This window comes from Nonomuraea sp. SBT364, assembly GCF_001083785.1.
GTDB lineage: Bacteria > Actinomycetota > Actinomycetes > Streptosporangiales > Streptosporangiaceae > Nonomuraea.
Map to the genome: position 1 here is coordinate 1 of NZ_LAVL01000157.1, position 19,547 is coordinate 19,547.

Genomic DNA, 19,547 nt, shown 5'->3' on the forward strand with positions numbered 1-19,547 from the left:
CGGGCCACATAAAGATCGGCATATCGAACACGATGTCGATCGAACTCCCGTACGATGTTGTACACCACGCCGCGACCGATTTCGAGGAAGACTCGAACAATTGTTTGAAGATGATCTTCAAGAGCGATACGGTCGCTGTGTGCGACATCAAGACCACGGACCGGGAGGGGCGCCGGTGAGGCGGCCCGCCGGGCGAGGAGGCAGAGCATGAGCGAGCGGGACGACGCAAACGGGGTCACCGACCTCGCGGTGCGCCGACGTGACTCCCTGGGGCTGACCCCGAGGCAGCGCAAGATCCTTGAGGTGATCCGCGACTCGGTGCAGCAGCGCGGCTATCCCCCGTCCATGCGCGAAATCGGCGAGGCCGTGCAGTTGACGAGCACGTCCAGCGTGTCGCACCAGTTGACCGCCCTGCAGCGCAAGGGCTATCTGCGGCGTGACCCACACCGCCCGCGCGCGCTCGAGGTTCGCCTGCCGGGCGAGCCGGTGCTCTGGGTCGATCCTGACGCGGCCACTGACGATTCGCCCGTCAGCCGGCCCACCGCCGCTTACGTCCCGCTCGTGGGCCGCATCGCCGCCGGTGGCCCGATCCTGGCCGAGGAGAGCGTCGAGGACGTTTTCGCCCTGCCCAAGCAGCTGGTCGGCGAGGGCACGCTGTTCCTGCTGCAGGTCGCCGGTGATTCGATGATCGACGCCGCCATCGCCGACGGTGACTGGGTCGTGGTCCGCCAGCAGCCGGTCGCCGAGAGCGGCGACATCGTGGCCGCCATGATCGAGGGCGAGGCCACGGTCAAGACCTTCAAGCGCAAGGACGGCCACGTCTGGCTGGTGCCGCACAACCCCAATTACGAGCCGATCCCCGGCGACGAGGCCAGCGTCCTGGGCAAGGTCGTAGCGGTCCTGCGCCGCCTCTGACCCCACGCGACCGCGAGTGCCCGTCAAACGCGGGCACAACCCGGCCGACCCCCCTTCGCACGGCCGCGGGTGCCCCTCCTACACCCGCGGCCAGCAAGCCAGGCCCCACACCCCGTGGCCACAGCGGCGGGGTGCATTGGCATGCCCACGACATGCCTGACGACGCACGTCGGCACAGGCTCGGGTGGGCGTGGGCCGCGCCGCAGAAGTGACTGCGGGGCGTGTCAGAGCACACGCTAAACCCCAGACGCAGGCCCAGATGCGGGCCCAGATGCAGGCCCAGGCGCGGGCCCAGATGCGGGCCCAAGTGCGGGCCCAGGCGCAGGCCCAAGTGCAGGCGCGGGCCAAGTGCAGGCCCAAGTGCAGGCGCGGGCCCGGGCGCAGAGGCAGGTGCGGGCCCAGGTGCGGTGCGTCAGTTCGTCGATGTGGGCCCGGGGGTGGACGGCCGGGTTGGGCTGCGTGGGGGCGCAAGGTGGATCGCATTCGCTCTCCTCGCCAGGGGTCGTCGGCGGGTGCGAGCTGGACCTCGCCGCCCTCTGTGCCACGGGCGGGCCCGTAAGTGCATCTAGGTGCACCCTGGGCCGGTAGGCAGGGCGATTCCTTGACGCGGGGATGGTTCGTAGCGTCGGGTGCATGGACAAGCGCAAGGTAGGCAGTGCCGCCCTGTGGGTGCTGCAGGTGGTCGCGGCGGGCTGGTTCGTCATGAGCGCGCTGGCGAAGTTCGGCGGCGCGGAGCCGGCGGCGTCCACGTTCGAGGCGATCGGCTGGGGTGACTGGTTCCGTTACCTGGTGGGGGTGCTGGAGGTGGCCGGGGCGGTGGCGTTGCTGGTGCCGCGGCTGGCGGGGCTCGCCGGGCTGGCGTTCGTGGGGCTGATGGCGGGCGCGGCCGTGACGGAGGCGTTCGTGTCGGGCGGCGGCGTGGTGCTGCCGCTGGCCCTGCTCGTGGTGAGCGCCGTGATCGCGTGGGGGCGCCGGCGGAGTACGGCGAAGCTGTTGCGCCGGACCGGCTCAACCGCATGAAAGGCCGTGTTCCTACACTGATCGGGTGAGCGACGCATTCGTTGGCAAAGACTTCAAGGCATCCAACGACGGATTGAAGTGGGCGAAAGCCGGCCCGGGCGTGATCCCCGCCTGGGTGGCTGACATGGACATCCCCACCGCCCCGGAGGTGCGCGAGGCGCTGCGCCGCCGGGCCGGCGGAGACCTGGGCTACCCGCTGTGGCTCGACAGTCCTCAGTGCGAGCCGCTGGCGGAGGCGTTCGCGGAACGGATGGCCACCCGGTTCGGCTGGGCCGCGGACCCCGGCCTGGTCCGCTCGTACTCCGACCTCAACCAGGCCCTTCAGGTGCTGCTGCACGTATGCACGGAGCCGGGTGACGCGGTGGCGCTGCACACCCCGGCCTACCATCCGTTCCTCGGCACGCTGGAGTCGATGGACCGCCCCCTGCGGTCCATTCCCATGGTGCCGGACGGCGACTCGTGGCGGTTCGAGGTGCCGGACCTGACCGGATGCCGGGTCCTGCTGCTGGTCAACCCGCACAACCCGACCGGCCGGGTGTTCACGAGGGCGGAGCTGGAGGAGCTGGCCGGGCTCGCGGAGCGGCACGACCTGCTCGTGATCTCGGACGAGATCCACGCGGACCTGGTGTACGAGCCGCACCGGCACATCCCCTTCGCCACGATCCTGCCCGGCCGGACCGTCACCGTGACCTCGGCCACCAAGGCGTTCAACCTGGGCGGCATCCGCTGCTCGGTCGCGCACGTCGGCGCGCAGCAGGCGCGCAAGGCGCTCGACGCGCAGCCGGAGTTCGTGTTCGGGTCGCCGAGTGTGTTCGGTGTGGAGGCGACGGTCGCCGCGTGGCGGCACGGCGACGCCTGGCTGGAGGAGACGCGCGCGCTGCTCGACCGCAACCGGCACACGATCGCGTCCCGGCTGCCGGAGGGCGTCACGTACCGCCTCCCGGAGGCCACGTACCTGGCATGGCTGGGCTACGGCCGGCCGGGGATGGCCGAGGTGCTGGAGCGGGAGGCCAAGGTGCTGCTGAGCGACGGCGCGGCGTTCGGGCCGGGCGGCGAGACGTTCGCGCGGCTGAACTTCGCCACCACCGAGCCCGTTGTGGAGGAGATCCTGCGTAGGATCGCCCAGGTGGCGCTATGATCGCCTTCCCTCACTCCGCGTAGCCCCTGCCGAGGACGAATGCCGACCCAGCCGCGCGACGACGCCGACCCTGCGGTCAAGGCCGCGCGTGAGGGCCGCAACGGGCAGATCCTGGCCGCGGTGATCACCGGGCTGGCGGGCGTGCTGGTGGCGGTCCTGACCTACCTGGCGGGCAAGGACCAGGGGGCCAGCCAGGCGGCCGAGACGACGCCGTCCCCGGCGGTCACGGTGACGGTCACCGCGACGGCGACCGTCACGGAGACGGCGAGCCCGGCGCCTGACGCGGAGCGGACCACACTCACGGACGGCGCCCTCTTCCTGGACACCCTCACCCCGACCGGGTCACCGCCGACCACGGGCACGCAGCGGGTCGGCGGCCAGGCGTATCAGCACAGCCTCGGCTTCGCCACCGAGTGCGGCGGCGGCACGGCGACGACGGTCTTCTCGCTCGGCAAGGAATACCAGCGGTTCAGGACCACGGTGGGGCTGGCCGAGGCGGAGAACAGCGAGGAGGCGGTGACCTTCAGCGTGTTCGCCGACGAGGACGAGGACGGCCTGGCCGACTCCGACGAGCAGGTCGGTTCGGTCGCCTCCCAGCTCAGGCGGCCCGCGACGATGGACGTGCGGCTCAGCAGGGCGAGCACGCTCATCCTGCGGACGGAGGCCGACACCTGTTTCAGGTCGACCGCCGTGTGGGGCGACCCCCGCGTGTCGTGAGGGCCGCCCCATCCGGTCGTACGCGTCCGGTCAGGGCAGCGGCGGCAGTTCCGGGGCGGTGGCCGCCGGGTTCTGCGCCAGGGCGGCCAGTGCGAGCTCGACCGCCTTCTCCAGCTGCGGGTCGCGGCCGGCGGTGCGGTCCTGCGGGGTGATGACGACCTCGACGTCCGGGTCGACGCCGTGGTTCTCCACCCCCCAACCGTGGCCCTCCAGCCAGAACGAGTAGCGCGGCTGGGTCACGACGGTGCCGTCGACCAGCGCGTAGCGGGAGTCGATGCCGATGACGCCGCCCCATGTGCGGACGCCGACGAGCGGGCCGATGGCGCGGTTCTTGATGCCGGCGCTGACGATGTCGCCGTCGGAGCCGGCGAACTCGTCGGTGACGGTCACGATGGGGCCGCGCGGCGAGTCCTCCGGGTAGCGCATCGGCTGGTTGCCACGCACCTGGATCCAGCCGGTGACCCGGCGTGACAGCTTCTCCAGCACCAGCTCGGAGACGTGCCCGCCGCCGTTCTCGCGCACGTCCACGACGAGCCCCTCGTGGGCCATCTCGGTACGCAGGTCGCGGTGGAACTGCGCCCAGCCGGAGGCCACCATGTCGGGCACGTGCAGATAGCCGAGCCGCCCGCCGGACGCCTCGCGGACGAACGCCCGCCGGTTCTCCACCCAGTCGTGGTAGCGCAGCCGGGTCTCGTCGGAGATCGGCGTCACCACGACCTTGCGCGGGTCGCCGCCGGTGCCGGGTCGTACGGTCAGCTCGATGGGCTGACCGGCGGTGCCCGCCAGGAGGGGCAGCGGTCCGCGTACCGGGTCGACGGGGCGGCCGTTGACGGCGACGAGCGCGTCACCGGCGCGGACGGCGACACCGGGCGCGAGCAGCGGCGAGCGGGCGTCGTGGTCGGAGGTCTCCCCGGGCAGGATGCGGGTCACGCGCCACACGCCGTCGTCGTCGCGGGCCAGGTCGGCGCCGAGCAGGCCCTGGCGGCGGCGCGGGTCGACGGGCGAGCCGTTGGCGATCGCGTAGGCGTGCGAGGTGCCGAGCTCGCCCTGCACCTCCCACAGCAGGTCGACCAGCTCGGAGTGGGCGCCGATCCGCTCGACCAGCGGCGCGTAGCGGTCGAGGACGGCCTGCCAGTCGACGCCGTTCATGTCGGCGCGCCAGAAGTGGTCGCGCATGAGCCGACCGGCCTCGCGGTAGCCCTGGCGCCACTCGGCGACCGGGTCGAGCTGGACGGCGACCCGGTCGAGCTCGATGGTGACGACCTCGTCGCCCTCGCCGGCCGAGCGGGTCTGCAGCCCGTTCTTGCCGTTGAGGACCAGGCGGGAGCCGTCGCCGCTGACCTCGAAGGCGCGCACCTCCTTGCCCAGCTCAGACTTGGCGCGCTTGCCCAGGTCGTAGCGCTCCAGGACGACGTCGCCGGTCTGCTCGGTGCCGTCGCCGAGCCTGCCGGACAGCGGGTAGCGCAGCCACAGCAGCGCGTCCTTGGCGGTGCGCAGGTTGCCGTAGCGGGCGGCGGGCACCGGCACCGGCACCACGCGGGAGGCCAGCCCCTCGGGGTCGACCTCGGTGCGCGGCGGCGCGTCGTCCTTGTCCTTCTTCTCCTCCGGGGACGGGTGGTCGTCCTCGCCGTTGAAGCCGCGCCCCTGGAGGCTCGGGTCGAACGGGGACGGCGTGCCCGCCCGCAGCGGCACGATGTACGGCCGGCACCCGGCGGGGAACGACAGGTCGAACACGTGCGCGTCGTAGACGGGATCGAAGGTGCGCACCGACAGGAAGGCCAGATGCTTCCCGTCCTTGGTGAAGACCGGGTCGAAGTCGGCGAAGCGCAGCGGCGTCACCTCGATGACGGAGGTGCCGTCGAGGCGGCCCATCTTGATCTGCGACAGCGGCTCGTGGTGCGGGTGCACCCAGGCGAGCCAGGCGGAGTCGGGGGAGAACGTCAGCCCGCTGATGTCGCCGTAGCCGGTGCGGTCCAGCTCGCGCAGGTCGCCGGTCTCCAGGTCGGCGACCAGCAGGCGGCCGTCGTGGGTGGCGACGGCGGCGTGCTTGCCGTCGGGGGCGGCCTCCAGGTCGAGGACGCGCCCCAGCTCGCCGGCGGCCAGCGTGCGGATCTCGCCGCCGGGCGTGCCGATCTCCAGGCCGTCCTCGCCGGTGGCGTCGGACACCCAGACGGCCCTGCCGTCGGAGCCGAGCGCGCGCGGCAGCCGGACGCGCACGCCGGGCTCGACGCGCAGTGCGCCGGCGGGGCCGTCGCGGTGGGTGAGCCAGTGGGCGGTGCCGCGGATCTCGACGGCGCTCGCCCGCCCTGAGGTGTCGGGCGAGAAGCCGCCGACGCGGGCGGGCGCGGGCCGCCGGGCGCGGGCCGGCCGAGGCCCGCCGAGCCGGACGTCCAGCGGGTACGGCTCGGCGTCCAGGCTTTCCAGCAGCCACAGGTCGCCGGCGTGTGAGTAGATGACGCGCTCGCCGTCGGTGGCGGCGTGGCGGGCGTAGAACTCCTCGTGGGAGCTGTGCCGGCGCAGGTCGGAGCCGTCGGGCAGGGCGGAGTAGAGGTTGCCGGTGCCGTCGGTGTCGGCGAGGAAGGCGATCCGGTCGCCGACCCACATGGCGGCCCAGTGCTGGGCGGCGCTGTCGGCGAACAGCCGGGTGAACTCGCCGGAGCCGTCGGCGTCGACCCAGATCTTGCCCGCGGTGCCGCCCCGGTAGCGCTTCCAGCCTGACGGCTCGCGCCACATCGGCGAGACGGTGACGACCCGGTCGCCGCTGGTGGCCACATCGCTCACCCAGCCGTACGGCAGGCGGGTGGCGGGGCCGCCGTCGAGCGGGATCTCGTACGCCCACGTCCTGATGCGCCCGCCCTCGCCGGTGGCGCTGATCGCGCGTGCCCTGCCGTCGTCGCTCCAGCCGCGTGCCTGGGTGCCGGCCGTGCCCCAGTGGGTCAGCCGCTCGCCTTCCCCGCCGTCGAGCTCGGCCGCGAACACCTCGGGGGCGCCTTCGCGGGAGCTGGTCCAGGCGAGGCGGCTGCCGTCGGGGGAGAAACGCGGGGCCGAGACGGGCGTCCGGTCGGCGGTGAACCGCCACGCCCTGCCGCCCGTCACGGGGGCGAGCCAGACATCGTCGTCGGCGACGAAGGTGACGAGGTCACCGTTTAGGTGCGGGTATCTCAGGTAAGCGCCAGTTGTCACAGCTGAACACTAATGCGCAGCCCATCGAACGGTAGCGGATAATTTCCGCGCTCAGCGGACAGCCGTGCACGTCAGGGGCAGGAGCAGAGCATGAGACTCTGCGCACGCGCTCACCAGATGCCGCCCCGCCTCGCCGCCGGCGCGATCATCCTGAACTCGGGGCTGTCCAAGGCGCACGCCGACGAGCAGACCGCCGCCGGGGTGCACGGGATGGCCACGGTCCCCTATCCGTTCCTGCGCAAACTGGACCCTCGGCGGTTCGTCAGGCTGCTGTCGAAGGCCGAGATCGCGCTCGGCACGGCGCTGCTGCTCCCGGTGGTGCCTTCGCTGGTGGCGGGGGTCGCGCTGACGGGGTTCGCGGGCGGGCTGATCGGGCTCTACCTGAAGACGCCCGGCCTGCGCCAGGAGGGCAGCCTGCGTCCCTCGCAGGAGGGCATCGGCATCGTCAAGGACATCTGGCTGCTCGGCATCGCGCTCGGCCTGGTGGTGGAGGAGCTGGCGGACCATCATTGATCTCCGCTGGGCGGTAGCTAGCCTGTGTGAAGCCGGGTAGTCCGGACAACATGGCAGAATTCGGCTACACCTTGATGTGCGAGCAGACCCCCGCCCGGCAGCTCGTCGACTTCGCGGCGCGGGCCGAGCAGGCAGGCTTCGACTACGCGGTCATCTCCGACCACTACTTCCCATGGGTCGAGGAGATGGGCCACTCGCCCTACGCCTGGTCGGTGCTCGGCGCGGCCGCCCAGGCCACCGCGCGACTGCCGCTGATGACGTACGTGACCTGCCCGATCATGCGTTACCACCCCGCGGTGGTGGCGCAGAAGGCGGCCACGATGGGCGTGCTGAGCAACGGCCGCTTCACACTGGGCCTGGGCGCGGGCGAGAACCTCAACGAGCACGTGATCGGCGAGGGCTGGCCGTCGGCCGACACCCGGCACCGCATGCTGCGCGAGGCCGTGCAGATCATCCGCGAGCTGTTCAGCGGCGGCTACGTCACCTACCAGGGCGAGTTCTACGACGTGGACTCGGCCAAGCTGTACGACCTGCCGGACGACCCGGTGCGGATCGCCATCGCCGCCTCGGGGTCGAGGTCGGCGCAGCTCGCCGCCGAGTACGGGGACATCCTGGTCATCAACGACCCGATGCCGGACGTGGTGCGCACGTTCGCCGACGCCGGGGGCTCCGGCAAGCCGGTGTACGGGCAGCTCGCGCTCTCCTACGACACCGACGCCGAGGCCGCCAGGGAACGCGCGCACAGGCTCTGGCGCTGGTCGGGGGTCGGCGGCTGGAAGGTCATGGCCGAGCTGCCGGGCCCGGTCAACTTCGACGCCGCCGCCTCCACCGTACGGCCCGAGGACGTCGCCCGGAGCGTGCCCTGCGGCGCTGACGTGGACGCGGTCGTGGAGTCGGTGCGCGCGTATCTCGACGGCGGCTACACCCACGTCGCGCTGGTGCAGATCGGCGCCGACCAGCAGGAGCCCTTCTTCGCGTGGGCGGAGAAGGAACTCCTGCCGGCGTTGCGCCGCCTGTGAGCCTCAGGGGACGATGTTGACCAGCTTCGGCGCCCGCACGATCACCTTGCGCGGGGTGCCCTGCAGGTAGCCCTGGACCTTCTCCGAGGCCAGGGCCAGCTCACGCAGTTCGTCCTCGGAGATGTCGGGCGAGACCTCCAGCCGCTCGCGCACCTTGCCCGCGACCTGCACGACGCAGGTGACCGACTCCTGCACCAGCAGCGCCGGGTCGGCGACCGGCCAGCCCGCCTTGGCGACGGTGCCGCCGGTGTGACCCAGCCGCTCCCAGCCCTCCTCGGCCGTGTAGGGGGCGACCAGCGACAGCATGACCGCCAGCGTCTCGGCGGCCTCGCGCACCGCCGGGTCGGCCGCGCCGGGGCCGGAGTCGATCGCCCGGCGGGCGGCCGTGGTCAGCTCCATCAGCCGCGCCACGGCGACGTTGAAGCGGTAGGACTCGACCAGCTTGGTGACCTCGTCGATGGTCCGGTGGGTGACCTTGCGCAGCTCCAGGTCGCCGCCGTCGAAGGAGACGCCCGGCTCGCTGGCCGTCTCGTCCATCACCCGGAAGGCGCGGGCCAGGAACTTCTGCGACGCCGCCGGCGACACGTCGGCCCAGTCGATGTCGTCCTCCGGCGGGCCGGCGAACACCATGGTCAGCCGGACCGCGTCGACGCCGAAGTCGTCGATCTGCCGGCCCAGGTCGATGCCGTTGCCCAGGGACTTCGACATCGCCTTGCCGCCGTTGATCACCTGGCCCTGGTTGAGCAGGCGCAGGAACGGCTCGGTGAAGTTCACCATGCCCATGTCGTGCAGGACCTTGGTGAAGAAGCGCGAATACAGCAGGTGCAGCACCGCGTGCTCGACGCCGCCCACGTACTGGTCGATCGGGCCCCACTTGCGGACCTGCTCGACGTCGAACGGGCCCTCGGTGTAACCCGGCGAGCAGTAGCGCAGGAAGTACCAGGACGAGTCGACGAAGGTGTCCATGGTGTCGGTGTCGCGCCTGGCGGGGCCGCCGCACTTGGGGCACTCGACGTTGACCCAGTCGGTGGCGCTGGCCAGCGGGGACACGCCCTTGGGCGAGAGCGCCTCGCCCCGCAGGTCGGGCAGCGTGACGGGCAGCTGCTCGTCGGGGACGGGGACCTCGCCGCAGTCGCCGCAGTGGATGATCGGGATCGGCGTGCCCCAGAAGCGCTGCCGCGACAGCAGCCAGTCGCGCAGCCGGAAGTTGACCGCGCCGGTGCCCCTGCCGTCGACCTCCAGGATCTCGATGATCTTGGCGATGGCCTCGGCCTTGGTCAGGCCGTCGAGCGGGCCGGAGTTGACCAGCCGGCCCTCGCCGGGCGTGGCCTCGCCGGTCTCGCCGGGGTCGGCCAGCCCGGTGTGCACGACGACCTTGACCGGCAGCTCGAACTTGCGCGCGAAGTCCAGGTCGCGCTGGTCGTGCGCGGGCACGGCCATGATGGCGCCGTGGCCGTAGTCGGACAGCACGTAGTCGGCGGCCCAGACCGGAATGCGCTCGCCGTTGACCGGGTTGATCGCGTGGCGGCCCAGGAAGACGCCGGTCTTCTCCTTCTCGGTGGACAGCCGCTCGATGTCGCTCAGCTTGGCGACCTCCGCGCGGTAGGCCTCGAACGCCGGGCGCTGCTCGTCGGTGACGATCTCGTCGGCCAGCGCGGCGTCGACGGCGACCACGAAGAACGTGGCGCCGAACAACGTGTCGGGGCGCGTGGTGTAGACGTGCACCGGCTCGTCGCGGCCCTCGATCTCGAACAGCACGTCGGCGCCCTCGGAGCGGCCGATCCAGTTGCGCTGCATGGTCATGACGCGCTCGGGCCAGCCGCCCTCCAGCTGGTCCATGTCGTCCAGCAGGCGCTGCGCGTAGTCAGTGATCTTGAAATACCACTGCGTCAGCTCGCGCCTGACGACGTCGGCCCCGCACCGCTCGCACTTGCCGGCCACGACCTGCTCGTTGGCCAGCACGGTCTGGTCGTTGGGGCACCAATTGACCAGGCCGCCCTTGCGGTAGGCCAGGCCGCGCTCGAAGAAGCGGTTGAACAGCCACTGGTTCCAGTGGAAGTAGTCGGCGTCGCTGGTGTGCAGGCGGCGCGACCAGTCGAAGGAGATGCCGTAGCGCTTGAACGAGTTGGCCTGCGTCTCGATGTTGGCGTAGGTCCACTCGGCGGGGTGCGCGTTGCGCTTGATGGCCGCGTTCTCGGCGGGCAGGCCGAAGGAGTCCCAGCCGATGGGGTGCAGGACGTTGTAGCCGCGCTGGAACCAGTAGCGCGCCACCACGTCGGCGATCGCGAACACCTCGCCGTGGCCCATGTGGAGGTCGCCGGAGGGGTAGGGGAACATGTCGAGCATGTAGCGCCGCTCCCGGGTGTCGGCGGCGTCCTCGCCCGCCCGGAACGGGTCCAGTTCCTCCCATCGCTGCTGCCACTTGGCCTGCAGCGCCTGCGGATCGTACTCACTCACGGCGGTTGTCCTTCTGATCGACTCGGACCCATAGAAAAACCCCTCGTATGCAGGACGAGGGGCAGCCGCGACGGCGAGATCTTCAGGGCCGTCGCGGCCCGCTAAGAAGCAGGGTCGCGGAACGCATAGGTCAAGCCTAGCGCACCTCTTGAACCGAATGCAGGCGCTCGATCGGCGCAGGCGGGCACAATGGAGGCTTCAGGTCCGGTGAGACCTGATGGTGATAGATCCGTTGTGACCTCATATGTCCCTTTAGAATACTCTCGTCGCCGTGGTGCATTCAGCTGAGCCGGAACGTTCGGAGGCCGACCTGCCCCTGCAGGATCCGCCGACCGATCCGCACGGCTTCGCCCGTTTCCCTGCGGAGTCGGCTGAGTCTCCTGGAAAATCCCATGAGATCATGCACAGCACGTCGAATCCGGGCATAACCACAGGAGGGCCGGCAGCAATGGCAACGGAGCATTCCGGAGCACCTCACCTGCCACCGTCCTGGCCCGAGGCCCCGCGCGAGGACGTCCCCACCTCCTGGCCCGAGTCGCCCCCGGCGGCCCAGCAGCCGCCCACCGCCTGGCCCGAGGCGCCTCCCCCGTCCTGGCCCGACGCGCCGCCCGCCGCCGGCTGGCCCGAGCCGCCCGGCAGGACCTCCCAGCCGGACCAGCAGTTCTCCTGGGCGGACGCCACCCGCCCCGACGCCCAGCCCTCCCGGCACGACGCCCCCCGGCACGAGGCTCAGCCGGGCGGTGAGCCGGTGCCGACGTCGTGGCCCGCCGCCGGGCAGCCCGCCGAGCCGGCGCCCGCGTGGTCCGAAGCGCCGCCCGCACCGCCGGGCGCCTGGTCGAATCTCAGCTCCCCGGCCCCCTGGCCCCAGCACGACCTCGCCGCCCAGCCGCAGGACACCGCCGCCCACGCCGCGCGGCCGTCGCAGGACGCCTGGCCGCCGCAGGAGTCCGCCGGTCAGGCGCCGCGCCACCACGCGCCCTCGCCGCTGGACGCGCCCTACAGCGCGCCTCCGCCCGACCAGCCGGTGGTGCCGACCTCGCGGGCCGCCGACGAGCACACGATCACGTACTCCCAGGCGCAGGCCATGGCACAGGCCCAGGCTTCCCCCGCGGCCGACCTCCGGCAGCAGCCGCTCCGGCCCGAGCAGCCGCCGCACCAGCACCAGCCGCAGGCCCAGCACCAGCAGCCGCAGCAGCCCGAGCACCAGTCCCAGCACCAGTCCCAGCACGGCAGGCCGGGCTCGAACCTGAGCCGTGACCCGTCCGACCCGGACCGCCCGTTCGTGACGGCCGGTCAGATCAGCGGCTCGCGCACTCCTCCCCCCGAGCGCCAGCAGGAACTCTGGGACACCGTCTTCGGCGACGACTACAACGCGATGGGCGAGCCCGAGACGCTGGAGGAGGGCAAGCCCATCTGGATCTACGCGCTGGCCGGCTCGGTCGCCATCGCGCTGGTCGCCGGGCTGCTGTGGGCGTTCCTCGCGGGCCCGCTGGCCGGCAAGGAGCCGGCGGCCACACCCCCGGCCACGCAGGAGACCTCGAAGACCCCGCCGAACACCGGCAAGACGGCCACGACGATCCCCCGGCTGCCGAAGTTCCGGGGTGAGGCGTCGGGGACGGTGGGCACGCTGCCCGACGCCGCCGCCGGCATCACCGTCCCGCGGCTCGGCGGCACCTGGCGGCTCGACGAGCGGCCCACGGTGAAGGGCACGTACGGCTTCGAGACCCGCCAGTACGCGATGGTCGGCACCGACCTCGCCGCGCAGGTGCTCACCGGCCCGCTGCCGGCGAAGCTGGCCTCTTCCTACACGCCCGGCCGGCTGGAGCCGGCGATCAAGGCGGTCGTGGTCGACGCGCGCAAGCGGCTGTTCGCGACGCCCAACAAGGTCAAGAAGATCGCCCAGCAGGATCTCACCGTGGGCGACGCCAAGGGCATGCTCATCGCGTACGCGCTCACCTCCGCCACCGAGAAGGCCACCATCGTCACGGCCGCGCTCGACACGGGCGGCGAGCTGCCGGCGGTCGTGTACATGTCGGTGCCGGAGGAGGGCAACAACCTGCGCCCCGACATCAACACCGTGATCAACCGGCTGAAGGCGACCGCCCAGGGCTAGAACCAACGCCGTTCCTGCCCCGGCCGGCACGCAGCCGGCTCTGCGCGACACGGGAAACCGTGCGATCGGCGCCGGGTCCGGGGCCGTCCTGAACGGCGTGCGCTGCGGCTCGCCGCACGTCAGCCCCCGTCTGATGCCCGTCTCGTGCTGGTTGAGTCGCTGCTGGGGACCGCGCGGGATGTAGGTTCTCGCCTGTGAGCGATATCCGACTTCTCCGTCCCGAGGACCTGCCCCTGTGCCGGCGGCTCGAGGGTGATCGCGGTTGGGCCACCGACGAGGCCAAATGGCGGTTGATGTTCGAGGTGGGCGAGGTCTACGCCGTCGACGCGGCCGACGGGGACGGCCTGGCCGGGTGCGTCGTGGTGACGCCTTACGGCGACTCGCTGGTCGCCGTCGGCATGATGCTGGTCGCCGACAGGTACGGCAGGCAGGGGCTGGGCACCCGGCTGATGGAGCATGCCCTGGAGGTCGCCGGGGACCGCGTCGTGGAGCTGACCGCGACCCGCTTCGGGCGCCCCGTCTACGAGCGGCTGGGCTTCCGGCCGACGGGAAGCCTGACGATCGCCATGGGGCCGATGCGGGGGACGGCGTCGACGTCCGCGGTCCGCGTGGCCACACCGGACGACCACGCCGCGCTCCCAGCCCTGGACGCCGAGGTCACCGGGGCCGACCGCAGCAAGGCGCTGGCCGCCCTGCTGTCCATGGCCGAGCGCACGGTCGTCACCGACGGCGGCTTCGCCGTGGCCTGGAACGCCGGCCCCCACCGAGTCATCGGCCCCGTGGTCGCGCCTTCCGAGGAAGCCGCCCGCGAGCTCATCCTGGCCGCCGCTCACGGCGCCGACCGCGAGGTGCGGATCGACCTGCTGGACGCCTACCCGGGCCTGCGCCCGTGGCTCACCGGGCTGGGGCCCGCCGAGGGACCCTCGGCCCTGCCGACGATGGTCCGCGGCGCCCACCGGCACCCGGGCGACCGCAGGCGATACGTCGCGCCCATCCTCATCTCCATGGGCTGACCGCTCGCGGCGGCGATCCGCCCGGCCGCCGGACTCCCGAGGATCGAGGACGTCGAACGCGGCTCTCGCCCACGGGGAGAACACGGGGAGCTGGCCCACATCCACTTCAGCCAGGTGGCGACCAGAGGAAGCGGGAGGATGCGGGCGTCCGCTCGACGGCCCGTCCCATCGCGGCCTGTTGCGTGGTGTTGAGCACCCTTGAGGCCGCTCCCGCGGAGGCCGGCGGAACGTCCGCGATCATCGCCCCACCGAGGGCCCGAACATGAGTGCCTGGCCCACACCGACGCCGACCAGCAGCGCCTGCGCAGCCTGTGCCGGCCGAGCAGGGCCCCGGCCGGGATCCGGGCGCATGCCGGTCAAGGGTCATCCGGTGAAACGGATCGTGGCTCCTTGGCTGGTGATGGCCAGGACGCGGAAGGACAGGGTGTTCTTGCCGTTCGTCCGCATGCTTCCCCGGGCGCCCTCGCCCAGGGAGGTGTTGATGCCGGGCGCCCGGACGACGACCATGTCCTGGTTGAAGATGCCGCCGACGTACTCCTTCGACACGTACACCCTGGAGAAGCCGTAGCGCTTCTTGGAGATGCGGAAGCTGACGGGGTCGGAGAAGGTGAACTTGCACTTCCCGTCGTAACAGCCGCGATAGGTGGGCTTGCCCGTGGCGGCGGCCGGGGCCGCGGCGACCGCCGGCGGCACGACCACGGCGCATGCGAGGGTCAGGGCGGTGATGGTCATCCTGAGCATGGTCTTCCCTTCGACAGGCATGCGGCCGTTATACCGGCATCGCGCCGGGAGGGGTCCCGAGCCGGGGGCCGTCCCGGAGTGATCACGAACGGTCAGGATTGATCGTGAAGTAGGGGGCGACCTCCAGCTTGTCGTCCGCCTCCAGCAGCCTGCGCACCAGCTTGCCGTCGAACGCCACGACGCGAACCTCGTCGTTGGCGCCGTTGTCGTACTCCCAGCAGTACAGGTGCGATTCGTCGTACCAGCCGAGCACCTTGTCGCAGTCGGAGGAGAACGTGTGCGACCGCTTGCCGGTGGCCGTGTCCCAGACGCAGTGATCCCCGTCGTCCCCGCCGGGGCAGTCGGTCGAGAACATCCTGCCCGAGGGTGAGAAGAGGTCGACGGTGCCGGACGCCGGCGGCCCGACGCCGGGGAGGTCTCTCGTACGGTTGCCGGAGATGTCGAAGAAGCGCAGCGCCTCGTCCTTGCCGGAGACGGCGATCACTCCTCGCTCGTCGCCGTCCCAGCCGAAGTCGCCGTTCCGGATCGAGTCGTCGGCCACCTCGGTCACCCGGACCCGGCCCCCGGCCACGTCCAGGACGGCGAAGCCCAGGGTGGTCCAGACGTCCTTGCCCTGCTCGTTCTCGATCTTCCTGTTGACGTTGAGCAGGATCTTCGAGCTGTCCTTGGACCAGGCGCGGATGCTGGCGTCCTGCGGTTCGCGCACGGTCCTGACCCGGAAGCTCGCCCCCTTCTGCCGGTCGGTGATGAGGATCGAGTCGTAGCCGTCGGAGGTGTAGTCCTCCGGCCGGCCCGCGAGATAGCGGCCGTCGGGAGAGACCAGCGAATCCACGTTGTCCGGATACACGTCGAACGCGCCCCGTAACGACTGCCTGGCATAGTCGACGTCCTCGTCGAGCTTGTCGTCGTGGACCTCGTACGCGGTCAGCGTGATCGGGTCGGACGGGCTCTCGTAGAGCGTGATCGCGCCCCCGGGAAGCGGGACCTCGACCGGGGTGGCCCGCGCGGTGGCCTGCCGCGCCGGCACGGTCGCCGGGCTTACGCCGGTCGGCGTGGGCGACCGCAGCCAGCCGGGCACCACCGTCGCGGCCGCCACGGCCGCCACGGTGATCACCGCCCCGGCGAGGACGAGCAGCGACGTGCGCGACGGCCTCGCGCGGCCGGTCCGCGCGACGCTGCCCGGCGTGGCCTGCCCGGCTCCCTCCGCGAGCGCGCCCGTGCCCTGCTCCGTGCCCGGGTCCGTGCCCTGCTTCGTGCCCGGTTCCGGGTTGCGGACCAGCCGCGCGATGGCCTCCATGGCGACCGGCCGGTTCTTCGGCTCCTTGTCCAGGCACTGCCGCACCAGGTCGGCCAGCCGTTCGTCGAGCAGGCCGAGATCGGGCCGATCGTTGAGCACCCGGTGCAACACGGCCGGTGTCCAGTCGGCGCCGAACGGCGCCCGTCCGCAGGAGGCGAAGATCATCGTGCCGGCCCAGGAGAACATGTCGGCCGCGGGGCTCAGGCCGTGTCCCATGATCTGTTCGGGCGCCATGTAGGCCGGTGTCCCGATCTGGGTGCTGCTGGTCATGGTGGCCGGGCCGAGCGTGCGGGCGATGCCGAAGTCGATCACGCGCGGGCCGCCGACGCCCATGATGACGTTGCCCGGCTTGAAGTCCCGGTGCACCACGCCGGCCTCGTGGATGGCGGCGAGCGCGGTGGCGGTGCCGATGGCCAGCCGCTCCAGGTCCCCGCCCGTGAGGGGGCCGTCCTCGCCGACGACCCGATCCAGCGAGCGGCCTTCGACGTACTCGCTGACGATGTACGGCCGCCCCTGCTCGACGCCGGTGCTCAGGACGGCCGCGGTGCAGAACGGCGCCACCCGCCGGGCGACCTCCGCCTCCCGCACGAAGCGCTCGACGCTCTCCTCGTCGTCGGGCGGATTGAGCCACTTGACGGCCACGCGAACGTCCATGGGGGTTCTGGCGAGGTAGACCACGCCCTGTCCCCCGTGGCCCAGCCGGCCGAGGAGTTCCAAGCCGCCCATCTGCTCAGGGTCACCGGGGATGAGCGGTCCGAAGTCAGCCATGAGCCATTGTGATCCCATGCGGGAGATCGTTGACAAGCCTGACTTCCACGGTTGACTGCCTCGAAGGCGGGCGGAGAGGATCGGTGACATGGCGGGGACGATGCGCGGGGCCGCGAGCAAGGTCGACCTCCTGCCGGAGGATTCCGCGAACCTCTCCGACGCGCTGCCGGGCACCCTGTACGTCCGGGGCGTCAACGGCGGGATCCGCGTCGCGCCCGATGCCGGGTTCGATGTGGTGTTCGGGCGGTGCGAGCCGGACGTCCACGTCTGCGTCGGCCCCGACGACCCCTACGTCAGCCGGCGGCAAGGGTCCATCACCCGCCAGGATGGGCGGTGGGTGCTGCACAACCTCGGCAACCTGCCCATCCGCCTGCCACGAGGGCGGATGGTGCTCACCCGGCACCACGTGGCGTTGCCCGAGGCGTACACCCCGCTGTTCATCGTCGCACCCCAGCAGGAGCACCTGCTCGAAGTGCGGATCGTCATGAGGCCACCGGCCCCGGTCAGCCGGACCCGGCAGGAGGCCGACACCCGCGAGCCGGCGGGACACCCGCTGAGCCCTGCCGAACGCCTGGTCCTGGTCTGCCTGGGGCAGCGCTACCTCCGGCCCGAGCCGTGGCCGCAGCCGCTGACCTGGGCCCAGGTCGCCGACGAGCTCGGCCGCGTCCGTCCTGCCGAACGGTGGACCGCCAAACGGGCGGCCCACATCGTCACCCGGACACGCCTGCGGCTCAGCGCCCGCGTGCCCGGACTCCTGGAGGAGGAGATCCCGCCGCCGATCGGCAACACGCTCAACCACAACCTGATCATCGCCCTGCTGGCCAGCGCCACCATCAGCCCGGCCGACCTCCGGCTGCTCGACGAGCCCGGTCCCGGCGTGTAGCGCGCCCAGCCGGCGTCGGGGTCGGAACGGTGGTGCGCCGCTAGAAGGTGCACTCCATGTGCTTGATCCCGTTGATGAAGCTGGAGTGCAGCCGGTCGGGGCTGCCGCCCTCGATGCCGGGGACGCGGCGCAGCAGCTCGCGGAACATCACCGTGATCTCGCGGCGGGCCAGGTGGGCGCCGAGGCAGAAGTGCGGCCCGGGCCCGCCGAAGCCGACGTGCGGGTTCGGGTGGCGGGTGATGTCGAACCGCTCGGGGTCCTCGAACACCTCCGGATCGCGGTTGGCCGCCCAGTAGTACAGGACGACCTTCTCGCCCTTGCGGTAGAGGTGGCCGTTCATCACGTGGTCGCGGGTGACCTTGCGGCGCATGAAGTTGACCGGTGCGGCCAGGCGGACGATCTCCTCGACGGCCGTGGCGGTGCGGGCCTCCGGGTCCTCCAGCCACAGCGCGCGCTGGCCGGGGTTCGTGGTGAGCAGGCGCAGGCCGTGCGAGATCGCGTTGCGGGTGGTCTCGTTGCCGGCCACGACGAGCAGGATGAAGAACGAGCCGAGCTCCTGAAGGGTGAGCTGCTCGCCGTCGATGTTGGCGTTGACCAGGGACGAGGTCAGGTCGCCCGTGGGGTGGTCGGCGCGGTGCGCGGCCAGGTCCTGGACGAGCTGCTGGAGCTCCATGCCGGCGGTGAGCAGCCGCTCGGCGAGCTGGTTGAGGTCGGGGCCGGTGTATTCGGGGTCGAAGCCGCCGAGGATGATGTTCGAGCGGTCGAAGACGAACCCGTAGTCGCGCTCCGGGATGCCCATCATGTCGCAGATGATCTTCAGCGGCAGCCGGGCGGCGACCTCGGTGACGAAGTCGCAGCCGGGCCCCTTGGCCAGCAGGTCGTCGACGATCTTCACGGCGGCGGACTCCACGTCGGCCTCGAACTGCTTGATCATCTTCGGCGTGAACGCGCGTGAGACGATCCGGCGCAGGCGGGCGTGCCGGGGGTCGTCCATGTTGATCATCGAGCCGAAGTATTCGGTGAACTCCGCGGGCATGTCCGGGATGTTCGTCGCGCCGCCCTGGCCCGACGAGAACACCTCGGGAGCCCGGCTGGCCTCCAGGATGTCGGCGTGGCGCACCAGCGCGTAGTAGCCGGGGCCCCGGGGGGCGAAGGAGATCTCGGGCTCCTCGAAGAAGGCCGGGCTGTCCAGGCCGCGCAGCCGGTCGAACGCCTCCCTGCGCTCGGCCATGGGCCTGGCCCAGAAGTCGCGGTCGGACAGGTCGAAGTCAACGACGCTCATGGGGCCATCATTCGAGCCTCGGGGCGGGTACGTCAATGCTTTCGACGTACACCGTACGTACGTGGCCGGAAATTGGGTGGCGGGCCGGGCGGCGCGGTGGCTACGGTGGCCGGCATGACGTTCTTCTTCCTCCTCGGGTAGCCACCGCCGGCGGGTCGCGGACGACCCACCGCCGGCGATGCCGGACGGCCTTCCACCGTCCGGGGTCGCTACATGGGAGAAGGACACGTGCACACCCTTGCCGTGGCCAGGGCGGTGCGTGGCATCGAACCCCTGGTCGCAGCTGAGATCCACCGATCCGGGCTCGGCTCCGTCCGCGGGTTGCGCCATCGCGAGGTCTGGTTCGACGCGGCCGACTCCGGGCCCGGGCTGCTGGGGCTGCGGACGGCCGACGACGTGCTGCTGGTGGCGGCCGTGGTGGACGGGGTCGGCCACGGCCGCCCCGCCCTGCGCCGCCTCTCCGCCGCCGCCCGCGCCCTTCCTCACCC

Annotated in this window: 14 protein-coding genes and 1 pseudogene; 10 read left to right on the top strand and 5 right to left on the bottom strand. The window is 71.7% G+C overall.

Going from position 1 to position 19,547, the window contains the following annotated elements; genetic code table 11:
- The first annotated feature begins 207 nt into the window (after window positions 1–207).
- The 4 genes from lexA (at window position 208) to ADY59_RS38865 (ending at window position 3,790) form a co-directional block, all read left to right on the top strand.
- Window positions 208–915 carry a transcriptional repressor LexA gene (gene lexA / locus ADY59_RS38850; RefSeq protein ID WP_049573615.1) on the top strand — a complete coding sequence of 236 codons (708 nt, stop codon included), beginning with the start codon at window positions 208–210 and terminating at the stop codon, window positions 913–915.
- A gap of 633 nt (window positions 916–1,548) precedes the next feature.
- Complete coding sequence (locus ADY59_RS38855) at window positions 1,549–1,935, top strand: DoxX family protein (RefSeq protein ID WP_063780918.1); 387 nt, start codon at window positions 1,549–1,551, stop codon at window positions 1,933–1,935.
- Window positions 1,936–2,059: 124 nt separating this feature from the next.
- Window positions 2,060–3,073: a MalY/PatB family protein gene (locus tag ADY59_RS38860; RefSeq protein ID WP_082310734.1), complete on the top strand. Its 1,014-nt coding sequence runs from the start codon at window positions 2,060–2,062 to the stop codon at window positions 3,071–3,073.
- A 39-nt stretch (window positions 3,074–3,112) separates the two neighbouring features.
- Complete coding sequence (locus tag ADY59_RS38865; protein WP_049573623.1) at window positions 3,113–3,790, top strand: NPCBM/NEW2 domain-containing protein; 678 nt, start codon at window positions 3,113–3,115, stop codon at window positions 3,788–3,790.
- A 30-nt stretch (window positions 3,791–3,820) separates the two neighbouring features.
- Here the strand turns inward: ADY59_RS38865 and ADY59_RS38870 are convergent, their stop codons facing one another.
- A complete protein-coding gene (locus tag ADY59_RS38870) occupies window positions 3,821–6,973 on the bottom strand; it encodes a S41 family peptidase (protein WP_049573624.1) in 3,153 nt (1,050 codons plus the stop codon).
- A gap of 90 nt (window positions 6,974–7,063) precedes the next feature.
- Here ADY59_RS38870 and ADY59_RS38875 point away from each other — a divergent pair, with 90 nt between their 5' ends.
- On the top strand, window positions 7,064–7,486 hold the full coding sequence (locus ADY59_RS38875) for a hypothetical protein (protein WP_049573627.1): 423 nt from the start codon (window positions 7,064–7,066) through the stop codon (window positions 7,484–7,486).
- A 50-nt stretch (window positions 7,487–7,536) separates the two neighbouring features.
- Window positions 7,537–8,505: a TIGR03557 family F420-dependent LLM class oxidoreductase gene (locus ADY59_RS38880; protein ID WP_049573630.1), complete on the top strand. Its 969-nt coding sequence runs from the start codon at window positions 7,537–7,539 to the stop codon at window positions 8,503–8,505.
- 3 nt (window positions 8,506–8,508) lie between these two features.
- Here the strand turns inward: ADY59_RS38880 and leuS are convergent, their stop codons facing one another.
- Complete coding sequence (leuS, locus tag ADY59_RS38885) at window positions 8,509–10,962, bottom strand: leucine--tRNA ligase (RefSeq protein WP_049573633.1); 2,454 nt, start codon at window positions 10,960–10,962, stop codon at window positions 8,509–8,511.
- Between the two features lie 448 nt (window positions 10,963–11,410).
- Between leuS and ADY59_RS38890 the strand changes: the two genes are divergently transcribed.
- Window positions 11,411–13,075: a hypothetical protein gene (locus tag ADY59_RS38890; protein WP_049573636.1), complete on the top strand. Its 1,665-nt coding sequence runs from the start codon at window positions 11,411–11,413 to the stop codon at window positions 13,073–13,075.
- 194 nt (window positions 13,076–13,269) lie between these two features.
- Complete coding sequence (locus ADY59_RS38895) at window positions 13,270–14,088, top strand: GNAT family N-acetyltransferase (protein ID WP_063780919.1); 819 nt, start codon at window positions 13,270–13,272, stop codon at window positions 14,086–14,088.
- Window positions 14,089–14,451: 363 nt separating this feature from the next.
- Here ADY59_RS38895 and ADY59_RS38900 read toward each other — a convergent pair whose 3' ends face one another.
- Both ADY59_RS38900 and ADY59_RS47805 read right to left on the bottom strand, forming a co-directional pair.
- The gene (locus tag ADY59_RS38900; RefSeq protein WP_156325984.1) at window positions 14,452–14,850 is read right to left on the bottom strand and encodes a hypothetical protein; all 399 of its coding nucleotides are present in this window, start codon (window positions 14,848–14,850) and stop codon (window positions 14,452–14,454) included.
- A gap of 61 nt (window positions 14,851–14,911) precedes the next feature.
- Window positions 14,912–16,894, bottom strand: coding sequence for a WD40 repeat domain-containing serine/threonine protein kinase (locus ADY59_RS47805; protein WP_053175538.1), 1,983 nt, complete (start codon window positions 16,892–16,894; stop codon window positions 14,912–14,914).
- A gap of 88 nt (window positions 16,895–16,982) precedes the next feature.
- Here ADY59_RS47805 and ADY59_RS38910 point away from each other — a divergent pair, with 88 nt between their 5' ends.
- Window positions 16,983–17,777, top strand: coding sequence for an FHA domain-containing protein (locus tag ADY59_RS38910; protein WP_082310733.1), 795 nt, complete (start codon window positions 16,983–16,985; stop codon window positions 17,775–17,777).
- 40 nt (window positions 17,778–17,817) lie between these two features.
- On the opposite strand, the gene ADY59_RS38915 is transcribed toward ADY59_RS38910, so the two are convergent.
- Window positions 17,818–19,059 (bottom strand): cytochrome P450, encoded by a 1,242-nt coding sequence (locus ADY59_RS38915; RefSeq protein WP_049573644.1) that lies wholly within the window; start codon window positions 19,057–19,059, stop codon window positions 17,818–17,820.
- A 228-nt stretch (window positions 19,060–19,287) separates the two neighbouring features.
- Between ADY59_RS38915 and ADY59_RS38920 the strand changes: the two are divergent.
- Window positions 19,288–19,547: pseudogene (locus tag ADY59_RS38920) on the top strand (methyltransferase domain-containing protein); the annotation flags it as partial.

Coding starts and splice junctions, on each gene's coding strand:
- lexA (WP_049573615.1), top strand. CDS start 208: ATGAGCGAGCGGGACGACGCAAACGGGGTCACCGACCTCGCGGTGCGC.
- ADY59_RS38855 (WP_063780918.1), top strand. CDS start 1,549: ATGGACAAGCGCAAGGTAGGCAGTGCCGCCCTGTGGGTGCTGCAGGTG.
- ADY59_RS38860 (WP_082310734.1), top strand. CDS start 2,060: ATGGACATCCCCACCGCCCCGGAGGTGCGCGAGGCGCTGCGCCGCCGG.
- ADY59_RS38865 (WP_049573623.1), top strand. CDS start 3,113: ATGCCGACCCAGCCGCGCGACGACGCCGACCCTGCGGTCAAGGCCGCG.
- ADY59_RS38875 (WP_049573627.1), top strand. CDS start 7,064: ATGAGACTCTGCGCACGCGCTCACCAGATGCCGCCCCGCCTCGCCGCC.
- ADY59_RS38880 (WP_049573630.1), top strand. CDS start 7,537: ATGGCAGAATTCGGCTACACCTTGATGTGCGAGCAGACCCCCGCCCGG.
- ADY59_RS38890 (WP_049573636.1), top strand. CDS start 11,411: ATGGCAACGGAGCATTCCGGAGCACCTCACCTGCCACCGTCCTGGCCC.
- ADY59_RS38900 (WP_156325984.1), bottom strand. CDS start 14,850: ATGCCTGTCGAAGGGAAGACCATGCTCAGGATGACCATCACCGCCCTG.
- ADY59_RS47805 (WP_053175538.1), bottom strand. CDS start 16,894: ATGGCTGACTTCGGACCGCTCATCCCCGGTGACCCTGAGCAGATGGGC.
- ADY59_RS38910 (WP_082310733.1), top strand. CDS start 16,983: ATGGCGGGGACGATGCGCGGGGCCGCGAGCAAGGTCGACCTCCTGCCG.
- ADY59_RS38915 (WP_049573644.1), bottom strand. CDS start 19,059: ATGAGCGTCGTTGACTTCGACCTGTCCGACCGCGACTTCTGGGCCAGG.